The sequence below is a fragment of the Spirosoma sp. SC4-14 genome (genome assembly GCF_037201965.1).
Lineage (GTDB): Bacteria > Bacteroidota > Bacteroidia > Cytophagales > Spirosomataceae > Spirosoma.
On record NZ_CP147518.1, the window covers coordinates 2805636 to 2819992 of the forward strand.

At 48.4% G+C, this 14357-nt stretch carries 12 protein-coding genes; 7 read left to right on the forward strand and 5 right to left on the reverse strand.

Annotation, left to right across the window (positions count from 1 at the left end; translation table 11 throughout):
* Positions 1 to 383 precede the first annotated feature (383 nt).
* The 4 genes from WBJ53_RS11295 to WBJ53_RS11310 all read left to right on the forward strand — a co-directional run bounded on the left by WBJ53_RS11295 (position 384) and on the right by WBJ53_RS11310 (position 4934).
* Positions 384 to 809, forward strand: a complete 426-nt coding sequence (locus tag WBJ53_RS11295; protein ID WP_338876226.1) for a MarR family transcriptional regulator — start codon at positions 384 to 386, stop codon at positions 807 to 809.
* Between the two features lies 1 nt (position 810).
* Positions 811 to 2142 carry a TolC family protein gene (locus WBJ53_RS11300; RefSeq protein WP_338876227.1) on the forward strand — a complete coding sequence of 444 codons (1332 nt, stop codon included), beginning with the start codon at positions 811 to 813 and terminating at the stop codon, positions 2140 to 2142.
* 20 nt (positions 2143 to 2162) lie between these two features.
* Positions 2163 to 3272 (forward strand): HlyD family secretion protein, encoded by a 1110-nt coding sequence (locus tag WBJ53_RS11305; RefSeq protein WP_338876228.1) that lies wholly within the window; start codon positions 2163 to 2165, stop codon positions 3270 to 3272.
* 105 nt (positions 3273 to 3377) lie between these two features.
* Entirely contained in the window at positions 3378 to 4934 is a 1557-nt protein-coding gene (locus tag WBJ53_RS11310) for a DHA2 family efflux MFS transporter permease subunit (RefSeq protein WP_338876229.1), read from the forward strand.
* A 128-nt stretch (positions 4935 to 5062) separates the two neighbouring features.
* On the opposite strand, the gene WBJ53_RS11315 is transcribed toward WBJ53_RS11310, so the two are convergent.
* On the reverse strand, positions 5063 to 5698 hold the full coding sequence (locus WBJ53_RS11315) for a DUF2306 domain-containing protein (protein WP_338876230.1): 636 nt from the start codon (positions 5696 to 5698) through the stop codon (positions 5063 to 5065).
* Between the two features lie 148 nt (positions 5699 to 5846).
* Positions 5847 to 6497, reverse strand: a complete 651-nt coding sequence (locus WBJ53_RS11320) for a hypothetical protein (RefSeq protein WP_338876231.1) — start codon at positions 6495 to 6497, stop codon at positions 5847 to 5849.
* Positions 6498 to 6756: 259 nt separating this feature from the next.
* Here WBJ53_RS11320 and WBJ53_RS11325 point away from each other — a divergent pair, with 259 nt between their 5' ends.
* Together WBJ53_RS11325 and WBJ53_RS11330 are read left to right on the forward strand one after the other, a co-directional pair.
* Complete coding sequence (locus WBJ53_RS11325) at positions 6757 to 7509, forward strand: LytTR family DNA-binding domain-containing protein (RefSeq protein ID WP_338876232.1); 753 nt, start codon at positions 6757 to 6759, stop codon at positions 7507 to 7509.
* An 89-nt stretch (positions 7510 to 7598) separates the two neighbouring features.
* Positions 7599 to 8672: a hypothetical protein gene (locus WBJ53_RS11330; RefSeq protein ID WP_338876233.1), complete on the forward strand. Its 1074-nt coding sequence runs from the start codon at positions 7599 to 7601 to the stop codon at positions 8670 to 8672.
* Positions 8673 to 8754: 82 nt separating this feature from the next.
* On the opposite strand, the gene WBJ53_RS11335 is transcribed toward WBJ53_RS11330, so the two are convergent.
* Entirely contained in the window at positions 8755 to 10281 is a 1527-nt protein-coding gene (locus tag WBJ53_RS11335) for a malate:quinone oxidoreductase (protein WP_338876234.1), read from the reverse strand.
* A gap of 105 nt (positions 10282 to 10386) precedes the next feature.
* A complete protein-coding gene (locus WBJ53_RS11340; RefSeq protein ID WP_338876235.1) occupies positions 10387 to 12087 on the reverse strand; it encodes a hypothetical protein in 1701 nt (566 codons plus the stop codon).
* Between the two features lie 357 nt (positions 12088 to 12444).
* On the opposite strand from WBJ53_RS11340, the gene mtgA reads away from it, so the two are divergent.
* A complete protein-coding gene (mtgA, locus tag WBJ53_RS11345) occupies positions 12445 to 13275 on the forward strand; it encodes a monofunctional biosynthetic peptidoglycan transglycosylase (RefSeq protein WP_338876236.1) in 831 nt (276 codons plus the stop codon).
* 79 nt (positions 13276 to 13354) lie between these two features.
* Here the strand turns inward: mtgA and WBJ53_RS11350 are convergent, their stop codons facing one another.
* Positions 13355 to 14296 (reverse strand): carbohydrate kinase, encoded by a 942-nt coding sequence (locus WBJ53_RS11350; RefSeq protein WP_338876237.1) that lies wholly within the window; start codon positions 14294 to 14296, stop codon positions 13355 to 13357.
* Between the last annotated feature and the right edge of the window lie 61 nt (positions 14297 to 14357).

The window sequence follows — 14357 nt, forward strand, 5'->3', positions numbered from 1 at the left end:
TATACAGTTTACTTTACCAGTCATGCACAAGGCTCAGAGGTCGACCTCTGAGCCTTGTGTGTTAGTGAGGAAATAGGATTTTAGTTAGATGTAACATTGCCTCGGCTTAGCTGTTTCAGAGTAAAATGAAATTATCTTCATCTTAAAATATCATTAAAATTTTATTAATTATACGGGGTACTAATCGTACATAAGATAAGCTGCGGAAAGAATTTTTATTGATAAGTTATTGGTAATTAATGGTTTGTGTATTAATTATTTTTTATGATCTGTAAATTAATTATTGGATTAATACTATAGTGAGTATTTGCTTAAGATTGTTCGTTTACACAAAACTTGTTTAAACAAATGTTGGTTATACATTTGTCCTTTGATTGGAAACTATGGAATACCGTAACGACTATCATCGCTTAATTCTTAATCTGCACCAGACGGATGGCTACATTTTCAATCATTTTCAGCAGAAGATGGCCCCGTTCGATTTATCGGTGCAGCAGTATAAAGCGCTTCGCCTGCTTGCCGAGGTCTTTCCCAAAAGTTTGACCGCAGGGGAGTTAAAAGAAAAAATGACCGATATGAACTCCGACATGACCCGGTTGATCGATCGGTTGGTTGCCAAGAACCTGGTCGTGCGCGAAGTAGACCCTACAAATCGTCGTCGGGTAAACTTACGGCTTACCAACGAATCGGCTGGGTTTGTAGAGCGCGTGGCTTTAGAATTTAAAGATTTTGAGTCCATCATCAGTCATTTGACCGAGGAGGAAGTACAGACGATGAATACACTACTTGATAAAATTAGACAACGTTAACATGAGGAAGTACCTATTGCTGGTTAGTTCATGGCTGACAGGACTAAGCCTGGCGGTTGCTCAATCAGCACCAACCGTGATGCCGCTCGACAAGGCAATTCAACTGGCCTTGCAGAATAATAAAGGAATAAAGCTGGCCGATTCGCGTATTCAGGCCGCCGAAGCTCATGTGCAGGAAGCTAAAGACCGTAGCCTTCCGCAGGCCAATGCGTCGCTGTCGTATGCGCGCTATAGCCTGACGGGGCCGTTTTCGCTGGGCGCTGGTAGCGATGGTAAATCGGCCTTAACGATACCGGCAGGTGCCTTTAATGCCACAATGGGTGGCGTCACCATTAGTAAGGAAGTTTTTGGTGGATTTGCCGAAAAATCGGCTGAACATTCGGCCGAGTTACTGGCAAAAGCCAGCCATCTGGATGCGCAGCGCAACCGCTCCGAACTGGTGTATACCGTAACCGACGCTTACTACAACATTGTCAAACTAGCGCGGTCGGTTGGTGTTATCGAGCAGAATATCAAACAGTTTGAAGAAAAAGAGCGCGAAGCGAACAACCTTCAGAAAGAAGGAATTGTGACGGCCAACGAAGTGCTGAAAATTCAATTACAGAAAAACAATTTGCAGCTAAGCCGTCTTCAGGTTGAGAAAGCTCGTCAAACCGCGCTCTATAACTTCAATTTGCTGGTTGGCTTGCCCGACGATCAACAAATTGCTGTTGATACGCTGCTAACCAATCCGACCGCTACGGCCGAATCACTGAGTTCGTTTCTGGCGCGGGCGGTTCAGACTCGTCCCGAAGTTCAGGCCAATGCTTTGCGCGTGCAGTCGGCCCAGGAAATGCTGCGAAACACTAAAAGCAGTATGTATCCTCATCTGGGCGTATCGGTCGGTTATAACTACATCAACCCAACAGCGAAAGTAATTCCGGAAGCGGCCACATTTATCAGTGCCTGGAACGTTGGCGCGGGGCTGACCTATAACATTGGTTCGCTCTATAACCTGAAAGGCAAACTGCATAGTGCTCAGAATGCCATTGATCAGGTTAATCTGCAAAGCCAGCAACAAACCGATCAGATTCGCAGCGAAGTCGTTACGGCTTATAACAACTATCAACTGGCTCTGGAACAACAGAACGTAATCCGTACGGCCTTAGGGCAGGCTCAGGAAAACTACCGTTTGACCGAATCGCGATTTCGGAATGGTCTGGTTGGCTCAACGGATTTGCTCGAAGCCGACAGTTTTCTGCTCCAGGCCCAACTCAACGTCATTAATGCAACCGTAGATGCACAACTGGCCTACCAGCGCCTGCTGAAAGCTACGGGGACAAATCTCAACTAATCTTGTTTCGAACAACAATCATGGATAAGAAAACTTTATTTCGTGTAGGGGGTGTCGTAATACTGGCCATTGCCCTCTTTTTTGGGTATAGCGAGTTTCGCTACCTACAACGTCATGAAACAACCGACGATGCTCAGATTGACGGCGATGTTAATCCCGTAATTCCAAAGGCAAGTGGCTACGTAAAAGAGATTCGTTTTAAAGATAATCAGTCAGTAAAAGAAGGGGATACATTGCTTGTGCTCGACGATTCTGATTATCGGATACGGGTCGATCAGGCTGAAGCGGCTCTGCAAAGTGCAATGGCGGCTGCTGGTGTGTCGCGGTCGCAGGTAAATGTGGCTTCGGCAACGGTACAAAGCTCACAGGCAAGTGTGCAAACCGCTCGCGATCAGGTAGCTACGGCCCAGGCTAATGTAGCGGCTGCTCAGGCACGGGCTCGTAAAGCCAATCAGGATTTTGAACGGTATAGCCGATTGCTGGCCGAAAAAACCGTTCCCCAACAGCAGTTCGATGTTGTGCAGGCCGAGCGCGATGCGGCCCAGGCTCAGTTGCAGGCGGCTCAGGCTCAACTCCAAACGGCTCAGTCGCAGGTGGCGGCTGCTGGTACACAAACATCGGTGACCAGTTCGCAGCGTCGGGCAACAGAAGGTCAGATTTCGGTAGCGCAGGCGGCAATCAAGCAACGTCAGGCCGATCTGGATATGGCCAAATTACAGCTTTCATACACCATCGTTCGGGCTCCGGCTTCGGGTATTGTATCGAAACGGTCGGTGCAGATTGGCCAGTTAGTGCAGGCCGGCCAGGCCGTTTGTTCGGTGGTTGGTCATTCCGATTTGTGGGTAACGGCCAACTTCAAGGAAACGCAATTGCACCAAATGCAACCCGGCCAGAAAGTTGATATCGATGTCGATGCTTTTGGTGGTGAAAAACTCACCGGAACCGTCGGTTCATTTGCGGGGGCAACGGGCGCTAAATTTTCGTTGCTTCCTCCCGACAATGCTACGGGTAACTATGTGAAAGTTGTTCAGCGGGTGCCGGTTCGGATCGATATTGACAAAAACAATCCACTCTATGCCAAAATACGCCCCGGTATGAGCGTAACGGTAGCCGTGGATTTGCAGAAATAAAAATAGGTTATGGTTTACGGTTTATGGTTGCGCTGCACGAGAAGGGTGTGTGCTAATAGGCGAAGCAACCGTAAACCATAAACCATAAATGAAAAACCTTGAACCATGAAATTAGGCTTTGATAAGTGGATTGTCATCCTGACGGTTACTACAGCGGCTCTGCTCCAAACCATCGATACGTCCATCGTTAACGTGACGCTCAACCAGATGATGGGAAACCTGGGCGCATCGCTGGGCGATATTAGCTGGGTTGTAACGGGCTATGCGGCTGCCAGTGCCGTCATGATTACAATGTCGGGCTGGTTGAGTGCCAAGCTGGGCCGTCGAAATTATTTTGCCGCGTCGATTGTGCTGTTTACGATTGCTTCGATATTCTGCGGCTTGTCGACCAACGTATGGGAGCTGGTATTTTTCCGGGTCGTTCAGGGAATTGGTGGGGGTGGTTTGCTGACAACGGCGCAGTCGATTCTGATTCAAACTTTTCCGAAAGAAGACCTGGGTATTGCTAACGCGATCTTCGGGATGGGCGTAATCATTGGCCCGTCGATTGGTCCTACGCTGGGTGGTTATATTACCGATAACCTGTCGTGGAACTGGGTATTCTACATCAACATCCCGTTTGGCATTCTGGCGACTGTGATGACGTTTGCCTATATCAAAGAACCAGATGAGAAAATAGTGGCTGGGAAGATGGACTGGCTGGCGCTGATCTTACTGACAATGGGTATCGGCGGGTTGCAGATCATTCTGGAAAAAGGCGAAGAAAAAGACTGGTTCGATTCGAGCTTTATTGTCGGCATGTCGATTGCTGCGGTTGTTGGTTTGATTGGCTTTATCTGGCGCGAACTGGCCGTTAAAATGCCTATTCTCGATCTGAGCTTACTACGCCGTCGGCGATTTGCAGTCGGTACGTTGTTTAACTTTATTCTGGGCTTTGGTCTGTTTGCCTCCGTATTTATTATTCCTGTCTTTTGTCAGACGATTCTGGGCTTTACGGCTAGTCAGACTGGCTGGCTGCTGATGCCGGGTTCGCTCATGACGGGGGTTATGATGCCGATCATTGGCGGCATGATGAGTAAGAATAAAATTTCGCCGATCTGGTATTCGGCCATCGGATTTCTGCTCTTCTTCGGGTTCTGTTTCGACCTGTCGAACATTAGCCTCGATGCAGGCCCGGACTATTTCTTCTGGCCGCTGATTATTCGGGGTATTGGCATGGGCATGATCTTTATTCCGTTAACGACCATTACCCTGGCCGACCTCGAAAATGTAGAAATCCCGCAGGGATCGGCCCTGTCGAATATGATTCGGCAACTGGGCGGTACGTTCGGAACGGCCATCATGACGACTTATATTTCGACGCGCACCGTGTTTCATGCGTCGCGGTTGTCGGACAATATTTCGATCTATAACCCTCTGTCGGCCGAGCGGATTCGGCAGTTTACGAATCTGTTTCTGTCTAAGGGGGATGCCTTGATGACCGCAACCGGCAAAGCATACGGCCTTATTCAGGGAACGGTAATGAAGCAGGCGCTGGTGATGACCTATGCCGATGCGTTTTTGATTATCGGTGCGTTTTTTCTGGTCTGCGTGCCGATGTTATTATTGTTTATTGGTAAGAAAATACAGGCTCCTGCACATACCGAAATGGTGATGGAGTAAGTGAGATGTTGTGTTTTTTGTTCTGTTTATTTGGTTTCGGACAACGGACGGCCTGCTGGCCGTCCGTTGTTTTTTTGTGAAGCTTTGGAAAAAAGCCCATGATCGTTTACGAGCCAGGTGTATGAGGCTTAGATTCGCGTCGGCGGTGCCATTGTACCTGACTGCTTCTGCCTGAGCCACCATTCGACTATAATCAGGTTCGGAACCCAGCATAACCAGGCAACCACCGGATAGGCTATCGTAAAGGGTAAATGCAGAACGGCTAATTCGAATGGCAAAATAAGGCGCAGGCTTACGGCCGCCAGGGTTGCGGCATAACTTCGATACATCCAGGCTCTATGCTGGTCGATCTGCCCGTTTCGGATAGCCTGATAGGCACGTAGCGTTGTAGAGAACCATACCACCGCCAGACAGGCAAACCCCAAACTCGCTATCCAACCCGTATCGGCAAAAAAGGAAGCGTAGAAAGCGCATATACTGGCTATAAGTATACTCAGAATGTACACTTTGCCGAGTGCCCTATGGCGGTCCACATTGCGAAGCCGCCGTTTGACCGACAACTGAAAGGGACCTAACGCTAACGCAAAGGCTCCCAGGCCAACGTGCGTCCAGAAGGCAAGGCGCCAGACAACATTGTGGAGGGGTTTATGATCCAGAAACGGCATCTGAAAGCTGGGTACAAAGTACATCAGCACATACAAGGCCACCAGTGTGATAAGTGCGTAGCCAATATAGAGCAGCGGTTTTTGTAGGTAAGTCGTCATCGGTATGGCTGTGTTAAGGGATGGCTACCCAAATGTACTGATTGAAGTTGCCAGATGATGAAAATTAATAAGAAGAGGTCGGTTTATGGGTTGAACAGCAGGGGGTTAGTCGTCCATAGTCAATAACTATCTGAGCGCTCAGTTTTTCTCAATCGCCAAGGTTAGTAAGCATTCGTTTCTCTATCTGTTTCCGAATGAAATATATGATAAATAAAATACATACAACAGACGGTAGAATCTGGCTATAGGGCTTAAAATGAGACAGAACAGTACCCGAAAAAGCGGATGCAAGTGCACTGTAGGCCGACATCATTTTGTAGATATGTTCGTATAGCCACCAATTTTGTAATCGCTGATAAAGCCACAAGTGCTTTATTAGGTCGTAGCCTGTTACGAGCCACAGTGCCGACATTGTTGAATAAATGACCGCAGGCGACCAACTGCCAGCTGCTAGTTGTATTGACCGTGCATAGAGAATACTGGCTACTAAGACACTAATTGTCAGTAATGTATCGGCAGGTGAGCTTCGTTTTTCCTTGAGTCGGACGGAACGGTAGCCTGAATAGCCAACATAGCCACCCAGCAGCGTTAGCATCAACAAAAAAGGATTTGACCGAAAGAAAAGTATACCTATCAGAGCTGTGGCCACGACAACCGTTAGCGCATACAAAAAATAACGCCCGAAACGTATGTGCCGTTGATACTGATTCTGGTAGATCAGCGTAATCAGACCAAGGAGTAAACCAAGAGTGCCCAGGGAAACATGGATAACGAGATTAACTGTATGAAGCGTTTGCATAGCGAAAAGCCCGGTTGTTGTGCTGAACCGGATGACGTCAAAATTGGGTAGCCTTCGCCAGAAGTTCAGAGTTTTAGTGGTCAGTTACTTTTAGTTGTGACAAACGCCTTTCGTCACAATATTGAGGGGCGTATTTGGGCTGGATTTACAAGATTACCCTGATTTACTCCTAAATGAAATTCTGTTTTGTCCCGCAAATTCTGTCAAAAATCTAGTTTACGTATAATTGACAACGGCCATCTGATTGTAAATTAGAGCAATGAAACGCAAGAAGCTGCTCGATCATATTGTTGTCAGGAATTTGCTGGGGCTGCTGGCTTTGCTGGTCGTTCATTACCTCACCGATCTCTATGCGATAGATCAGCGACCGGGGTTTTCGAAACTATCTCCTTATCTATACCTGCTCTTGCTATATGGCTGGCTGGTTTTTCATAACCGGATGCTATTTGAGCGATTCTTTCTGCTGGGACGTAAAGGGGCTTATCTGGGCTGGATGTTTCTGTTAATGGCTCTCGGTTCGTTCAATATGAATTTTATCCTGCATACTGAATTTGGTATCCAGCGAACGTTGCCTTTTATCGTCAATTTCTGGGTATACACCGTTACGGGGCTGGGCGTGTATATGACGTATCGATACCTGTATGCAAATCGGCAGGAGAACAGGATACCCCTAACCGAAACGGAACCACATTCAGAAAACGCTGGCTATTTTGGGTGTATGGTCGATGGCGTTCGTCAGCCTATTGCCTATGACAGCATTCTCTATATCGAAAGTCTGGAAAACTATGTAAAAGTGATCACGAAACCCAAAACGTACGTAACCCGACTGACGCTGAAAGAAGCCGAAAAGCGATTGCCCAAACGGCAGTTTGTGCGAATTAGCCGGTCATATATTGTGAACACCGCACACGTCGACCGATCTGAGGCAGACATGGTCTGGGTTGGTACAAAAGAGCTACGGATTGGTAAAGTGTATAAACGCTATGTGGCCGAGCAGTTTACTACTGAATAAGGCGCATAAGCAGGAGAAATAAAACGGGTCAGAACACCTGTTTCCAACCCTAATTATCCGTTTGGAATCCCACTTCAAACAGCTTGTTTATGAGCATAAATCGTATACTGTTTGGCATTTTTCTGCTGATGTCATTAGCTGGATGTTTCCGGGAGCATGTTTCTCAGGAATGGTATAGTCGGGGAACATTTCCAGAAACGATTACTAACCTGGGCGATGTTAATTCTGTAGATGATGACTATAATTCGGCACTTCCATTTTTTGGTGAGGTGATGCCGTTGGTTTTTTCGTCAAAACGAGGTGGGCGGAGCGATTTTAACTTTGTCTGGGAATGGCTTAACTACAGCTTTGATCGGCGTACGGGTGCCTTTACACTAGATAACAAACCCTATGGCTGGCTGGACGTTGTTGAGGAACTAACTCCCGTTAGCTGGGCGGCACAAAAGGCAAACTCAACGGCCAACGAACTGGGACCACTGATTAAATCGTACGATCATGATTTAATCAACGATGGGTTTAACCGGCATTATGGTGAATACCTAATGCTGTTTGCTTCTGACCGAGAGGGAAATCTGGATGTGTATCTGATGCATAATTACCGCGATAATTCAACGAATACATCCGCTATACCGGGTTCGTCAACGGCATTGGCAGGGAAATCGTTTGCTGATCCGGTGCCGCTACCGTTCCTGAATTCATCGGCCGACGATGCCTATCCAAGTTTCAGTAATAACTACAGTGCTATTTACTTTACCTCAAATCGAGGTGGTTCATTTGACATTTTTAGGGCAGATCTACCCGCAATAGCCCCCGCCGAATTGCAGGCTCGTTTGCCAGGCCTGGTCGATGTGCCAGTTGAGCGAGTGGCCGGTTTATCGTCGACGGCTGATGATAAATGCCCTTATATTATGGGCGATATGCTCGTATTTACGTCAAATCGACCCGGCGGCTATGGCGGCTTTGACCTATATTATAGTAAATGGAATGGAAATAACTGGTCGAGTCCTGTCAATTTTGGCCCCGCTATCAATACGTCGTTTGACGAATATCGACCCATTCTGGCGGGCACAACTGATTTTTCAAACCAGCTCATGATCTTCTCATCGAATCGGCCTGGAGGTAAAGGCGGATTCGATTTATACTTGGTTGGTGTGCCGAAATAATTGAAAACCAGTTGATAACCAAAAGCGGTGCCACGGTTCTGAACCGTGGCACCGCTTAGTACTTTTCCGACTAATAGCTCGATTATTCGTTAGGCGTAAATTCATAAACACCTAAACCCAGCACTTCGCTGGTGTGTTTACGGATTTCCTGACCAAGCTCGGGGTTGTTAGCCAGCACCTGACCATAACTCGGAATCATTTCTTTCAGCTTTTGCTGCCAGGCTTCCGTGGCCAGTTGGTTGGGAAAGCAACGCTTCAGCAGGTCAAGCATGATCGAAACAGCAGTTGATGCACCCGGCGATGCACCCAATAGGGCCGCAATGCTACCATCGGCCGCACTGACCACTTCCGTTCCGAACTCAAGCACACCACCTTCTTCTTCGTCTTTTTTGATGACCTGTACTCGCTGACCAGCAATTTCCAACTCCCAGTCTTCCATTTTGGCATCCGGATAATATTCTTTCAGTGCATTCAATCGATCTTCGGGCGACTGCATAACCTGCTGAATCAGATACTTTGTGAGCGGAATATTGTGCATCCCAGCCATCAGCATCGGTGCCATATTGCTCAACTGAATCGATTTTGGCAAATCCAGATACGAGCCACTCTTCAAAAACTTGGTCGAGAAACCAGCGTATGGACCAAACAATAGTTCGCGTTTACCTTCAATCATGCGTGTGTCGAGGTGCGGTACCGACATCGGTGGAGCGCCTACCGATGCTTTGCCGTACACTTTGGCCTGATGGCGTTCGATAACATCAGGATTTACGCATTTGAGCCATTGGCCACTAACCGGGAAACCACCAAAGCCACGGCTTTCGGGAATGTCGGATTTTTCGAGCAGACGCAGCGAGCCACCACCCGCACCGATGAAAATAAACTGGGTCTGCACATCGCGCACCTGATTGGTTGTTACGTTTTCGACCCGAATTTTCCAGCCCCCCAGCGATTTCGACCGCCAGAGGTCGCGTACTTCGTGAGCAAAATAAATCCGAACGCCCGGCATATCGTATAGTTGCCGAAACATGGCCCGCGTTAAGGCGCCAAAGTTCACATCGGTACCAATTTCCATACGCGTTGCCGCTACAGGTTGCGACGGATCACGGTCTTCCATAACCAGCGGCATCCAGTCAGCCAGTTGGTGGCGATCTTCCGAGTACTGCATTCCGTGGAAAAGGTAGTTTTTCTGAAGCGTTTCGTACCGTTTCCTGAGGTAATTCACATTCTCATTGCCCCACACAAAACTCATGTGCGGAATAGAACGAATAAAGTTTGGAGCATCCTTTAAAAAGCCATTTTCGACCAGATACGCCCAAAATTGCTTCGATTGTTCAAACGATTCGGCAATTTTGATTGCCTTCGTTCCGTCAATGCTACCGTCTTCTTTTTCGGGCGTATAGTTGAGTTCGCAAAAGGCTGAGTGACCTGTGCCTGCATTGTTCCAGGCGTCGGAGCTTTCGGCAGCCGCACTGTCGAGCCGTTCGTAAATTTCAATAGTTAGATTGGGCTGCAATTCTTTCAGCAACACCCCTAACGTAGCACTCATAATACCGGCCCCGATCAGGATAACATCAGGACCTTTTTCTACTGCTTTATTTCGTTTCGCCATGTTGATAGGCTGGTATGTATTCTTTCTATCTACAAAATTGGCAGATTGCTTGTTCCGAACCGTTATCTTATGATAAATAACTCCCGAAATCAGCACGAAAACGTTCTATTGCAATACTTTTTCCAGGCATTTTACTGTAATTAAATAGGTTGGTTTTACGCCTAATGTACCCAAACTGCCCGAGGCCAGCGTGGCCCCCGTAATGAGTGGATTGTCAGAGGCATAATAGGCATAACGAACTTTTACATCGGGCGAAATACTGCCCCGAATTCTGGCCTGAGCCTGGATGGCTTTCTGATAATGAGCCCCTTCCATTTCGAGTCCGATGGCTTTCCACGACGAATGGCAGAAATAGCTCAGAACGTCTTTGTTCTGAAGCGACGTTCCCAATACGGTAATCATGGCACCTTCGTATACACCTAAACCGTGCCCTTCGAAATCCTCCTTGCAGAAGTCATTGTCGAGCGGATAGTTGTCGGCTGTTCCTTCAAATATGTGCGAGGTCGGAATCATCAGATCACCTTTTTCACCAGTCAGGATGCCTGCCTTACCAATAATTGAAATAGAGGCCACATTGAGCGGAAACGATTCAGTACCCCGTTCGTAAGGCTTTAGCAGTTCGTCCATCGTTTCGAAAGCTTGCTCACCAAAGGCATAGTCCATAATGAGCAGTAGCGGTTTGGCGGTTCGAATGTGATCCGGGTCGTGAACAATCTCTTGGGCAAGCTGGGCCGTGTCGAGATGGGCCGTGTCGATGAGCTGAACCAGCAGACTGGTTCCGGCAATGTCTTCCAGAATATGCATCCCATGCTGGGTTGCATAACCAATCACCTGTTTCCGCAGTTCGCGCTGGGATGGCTGGCTCAGTTTAAGGGCCAGATCGTAGAGGTTTTCCCAACTTGTTGAGTCGGCAAGGGCGGCCGGTCCATAGAGGCAGTTCATGACACTGTGCGGGTTGGCACTGATAATATGAATTGGTCGCTCCTGAAGGTTATTTTCCCAGATGTACTGTTTGATGCGGGTTGCCCATCGTTCGCCGTAGAGGTGCTGGCCAATCCGTTCGCGCAGCATGGGCGTAAAGTTGATTTCGCGGGCGATACTAGGTTCCCGAATTTCGCGGATCGACACACTGCCCAGGCCGTGTACAATCTGGAAAAGTCCGCTATTGGTTCCGGCATTTTCGGCAAAACGCTCGTAAGCTCGCTGAGTTTCTTCGAACGTACGACCCAGAATGGAACTCAGATACATCAGCGCCAGCTCCCGCTCATCGTCCGACACGGTTCCGCCCGACTGTACAATGGCTTCCAGTTTCTCCCATTCGCGGGTGCGGTTACCCCGGTCCTGAAAGGTATTGCGCCGGATTTTATCGGCCTCCATAAACATGAAGGTGAGGTGGGTCAGGATGTCATAGATCTCACTGCGACCGTTTGTTACCTCAATCACCATTTGCTCGCTGTCGATTCGGTAGCAGTTTCGGCGACGCTTGGCAGGAACCAGAACCGGGAAATGGGAGTGTTCGAAGCCTTCGCGCGAGGCCAGCGAAATGATCCGACACGATTCGATGCCCTTCGGTAATCGGTCCATTACATACACCAGGCCATCGAGTTCAACGCGTTGTGGATCGCCAACGAGGCCATAAATTTCGGGTTGCAGAGTCAGCAATGCCCGACGAATCTCTTCACCCGACACGCCCGATGGCTTATAAAAACCCCGGTTGAACAAATGACGCATAGTGATGTATAGGCGTTCGATGGCAACGCGCGATTCCTGGGCGCGGGTAAGCGGAGGAGAAGGTAATGAATTCATGAATAGGTGGCTAACGTAATTTGGCCGTAAATTATAGACTCTTCGGGAGTCTGCTTACACAATTATTTGAGAGGGGTAACAGGTTTAGCCGCAATTAAGTTGACAACACTAGCAGTTTATTGACGGGATTTGAGTCAATTGCCTGCCGTTTACTCAATATTAAGGGGCGAACATTAAACTAATTATAAAAGTGATAATCAATAGATAAAATGCAAAGCCCCCCTTTTGCGTTAAGTGGAAGCAGGGCAACGGAGGCTGAATAAGTCTGACGGGTGAATAAGCTTTTGAAACAAAAGCGCATGAATTTCGTCCACGCTACTGGAAAAATCTTCATTTTCGCGTAACAGATTCGCTTTTATGAATACTTCTCAGCGCCCTGCCAATACATTCAGGACGGCTTCTCAGCAACCTCGTCCCAAGTTGGATCATTCGCCGGTTCAACGTCTTCAGAAAAGTGGACGCTGGCAACAAACACGCCGGTTTATTCGCGACCGGCCAATTCTGGAGCGTGTCTACTGGTTTTTTATCAAGGTTTTTCTCTGGCTGTTTTTTGGATCACTTGGTTACGTTGTGGCATTGAAATATGTGCCGGTGTTTGTAACGCCCCTGATGGTGTCGCGCTGGATGGACGCCGATGGATCGGAGGGAACGCACATTTATAAAAAATGGCGATCATACGACGAAATCAGCAAAGAAGCAGCCCTGGCCGTGGTGGCGTCTGAAGACCAGGCCTTTCCGACACACTGGGGGTTTGATTTTGATGAAATTCAGGACGCTATCAAGGAAAATCAGCATCGGAAGCGGCCACGCGGAGCCAGCACCATTTCGCAGCAGGTAGCTAAAAACGTGTTTTTGTGGAATGGCCGCAGCTATATTCGCAAAGGGCTGGAGGTTTATTTCACCGTTCTGATCGAGTTGATCTGGGGAAAGAAGCGTATTTTGGAGGTTTATCTGAACGTTGCCGAAACCGGACCAATGACTTTTGGGGTAGAAGCGGCTTCTCAACGATTTTATGGGCATTCGGCTGCTACCTTAACCCGAAGCGAAGCGGCCCGTATTGCCGCTGTATTACCAAACCCAATTCAATTTTCCATTAAAAACCCGTCGACCTACATTTTGCGCCGGACTACTCAGATTTCCCGTCAGATGCGCTATCTGGGCGGACAGAAGTACATTCAAAATCTTTAAGTTTACGGTTTTCGGTGGCTCCGCCTATTCAGAATCTTACTGCTGCGGAGCCACCGAAAACTGTAAACTATAAACCAGCCTACCCCTCATACAATACTGCCCGGTCGATTTTGCCGGGGAGTGGTCCTTGCCGGGTGAGTTTCATCTGGGCCAGCACGGCTCCGGCCTGAGCACATTGCTCGGGTGTGTGTCCATCGACAAAGGCCGTCAGAAAACCTGCCCAGTAGGCATCGCCCGCACCCGTTACGTCGACCACATCGACTTTTTTGCCAGGGATTCTAGCCTGCCGACTACCGCCATCATACGAAACCAGGCTACCTTCGCGGCCGAGCGTAAAACAGATCATTGTGGCTCCCATTTGGTGAAAATCGTTCAGAATCCGTTCGGTTGGCTGGGGTTCACCATAGAGCCGGGCGGCATCATCTTCGCTGAGTTTCACCAGGGCTCCCGCCGAGCAGTAGTCGGACAGTACGCGCCATGCCTGTTCGCGGTCGGGCCAGATAGAAGGCGCATAGTTGGCGTCAATACTAACCTGGCAGCCCGCAGCCTGTGCGCGTTTGGCGGCTTCAACAATGGTATCCTGAGCTGGTTTACGACTAAGTGCAAAACAGGTTGTATGAAACAACTGAACCTGCGCCAGAAGCGAATCAGGTATTTGTTCGGATTTGATCTGGCAGTCGGCATGTCGGTAGGCCACAAAATCGGGAGTTCCGGCCGTGCGCGATACCAGCACAATGGTAGTTGGTTCTAATGGGTCGATGGCAATCGACTGTGTATCGACGCCCGCTTCGGCAACCTCTCTGACCAGATATTTGCCAATGTTATCATTACCAACACAGGCTACCATGGCTGTTTTGTTGCCTAAACGGGCCATATTGGCTGCCATATTAGCCGGACTACCACCCTGATAGCGCCGAAAATCCAGTGAATCCAGCAAACTGCTCGATACATAATGCCCAATAAAGTCGGCCAGTAGTTCGCCAACCGAAAGAAGTGTATAGGGGCGGGTGGAGGTTGTCATTTAGTAGGAATACGCTGAAAGATAGTCAGAAGACCAAACGAGTCTATAGAGTTGAACATAA

What these genes read in the sequence shown, in the direction of transcription:
- WBJ53_RS11295 (WP_338876226.1), top strand. Translation starts at nt 384, where the DNA reads ATGGAATACCGTAACGACTATCATCGCTTAATTCTTAATCTGCACCAG.
- WBJ53_RS11300 (WP_338876227.1), top strand. Translation starts at nt 811, where the DNA reads ATGAGGAAGTACCTATTGCTGGTTAGTTCATGGCTGACAGGACTAAGC.
- WBJ53_RS11305 (WP_338876228.1), top strand. Translation starts at nt 2,163, where the DNA reads ATGGATAAGAAAACTTTATTTCGTGTAGGGGGTGTCGTAATACTGGCC.
- WBJ53_RS11310 (WP_338876229.1), top strand. Translation starts at nt 3,378, where the DNA reads ATGAAATTAGGCTTTGATAAGTGGATTGTCATCCTGACGGTTACTACA.
- WBJ53_RS11315 (WP_338876230.1), bottom strand. Translation starts at nt 5,698, where the DNA reads ATGACGACTTACCTACAAAAACCGCTGCTCTATATTGGCTACGCACTT.
- WBJ53_RS11320 (WP_338876231.1), bottom strand. Translation starts at nt 6,497, where the DNA reads ATGCAAACGCTTCATACAGTTAATCTCGTTATCCATGTTTCCCTGGGC.
- WBJ53_RS11325 (WP_338876232.1), top strand. Translation starts at nt 6,757, where the DNA reads ATGAAACGCAAGAAGCTGCTCGATCATATTGTTGTCAGGAATTTGCTG.
- WBJ53_RS11330 (WP_338876233.1), top strand. Translation starts at nt 7,599, where the DNA reads ATGAGCATAAATCGTATACTGTTTGGCATTTTTCTGCTGATGTCATTA.
- WBJ53_RS11335 (WP_338876234.1), bottom strand. Translation starts at nt 10,281, where the DNA reads ATGGCGAAACGAAATAAAGCAGTAGAAAAAGGTCCTGATGTTATCCTG.
- WBJ53_RS11340 (WP_338876235.1), bottom strand. Translation starts at nt 12,087, where the DNA reads ATGAATTCATTACCTTCTCCTCCGCTTACCCGCGCCCAGGAATCGCGC.
- mtgA (WP_338876236.1), top strand. Translation starts at nt 12,445, where the DNA reads ATGAATACTTCTCAGCGCCCTGCCAATACATTCAGGACGGCTTCTCAG.
- WBJ53_RS11350 (WP_338876237.1), bottom strand. Translation starts at nt 14,296, where the DNA reads ATGACAACCTCCACCCGCCCCTATACACTTCTTTCGGTTGGCGAACTA.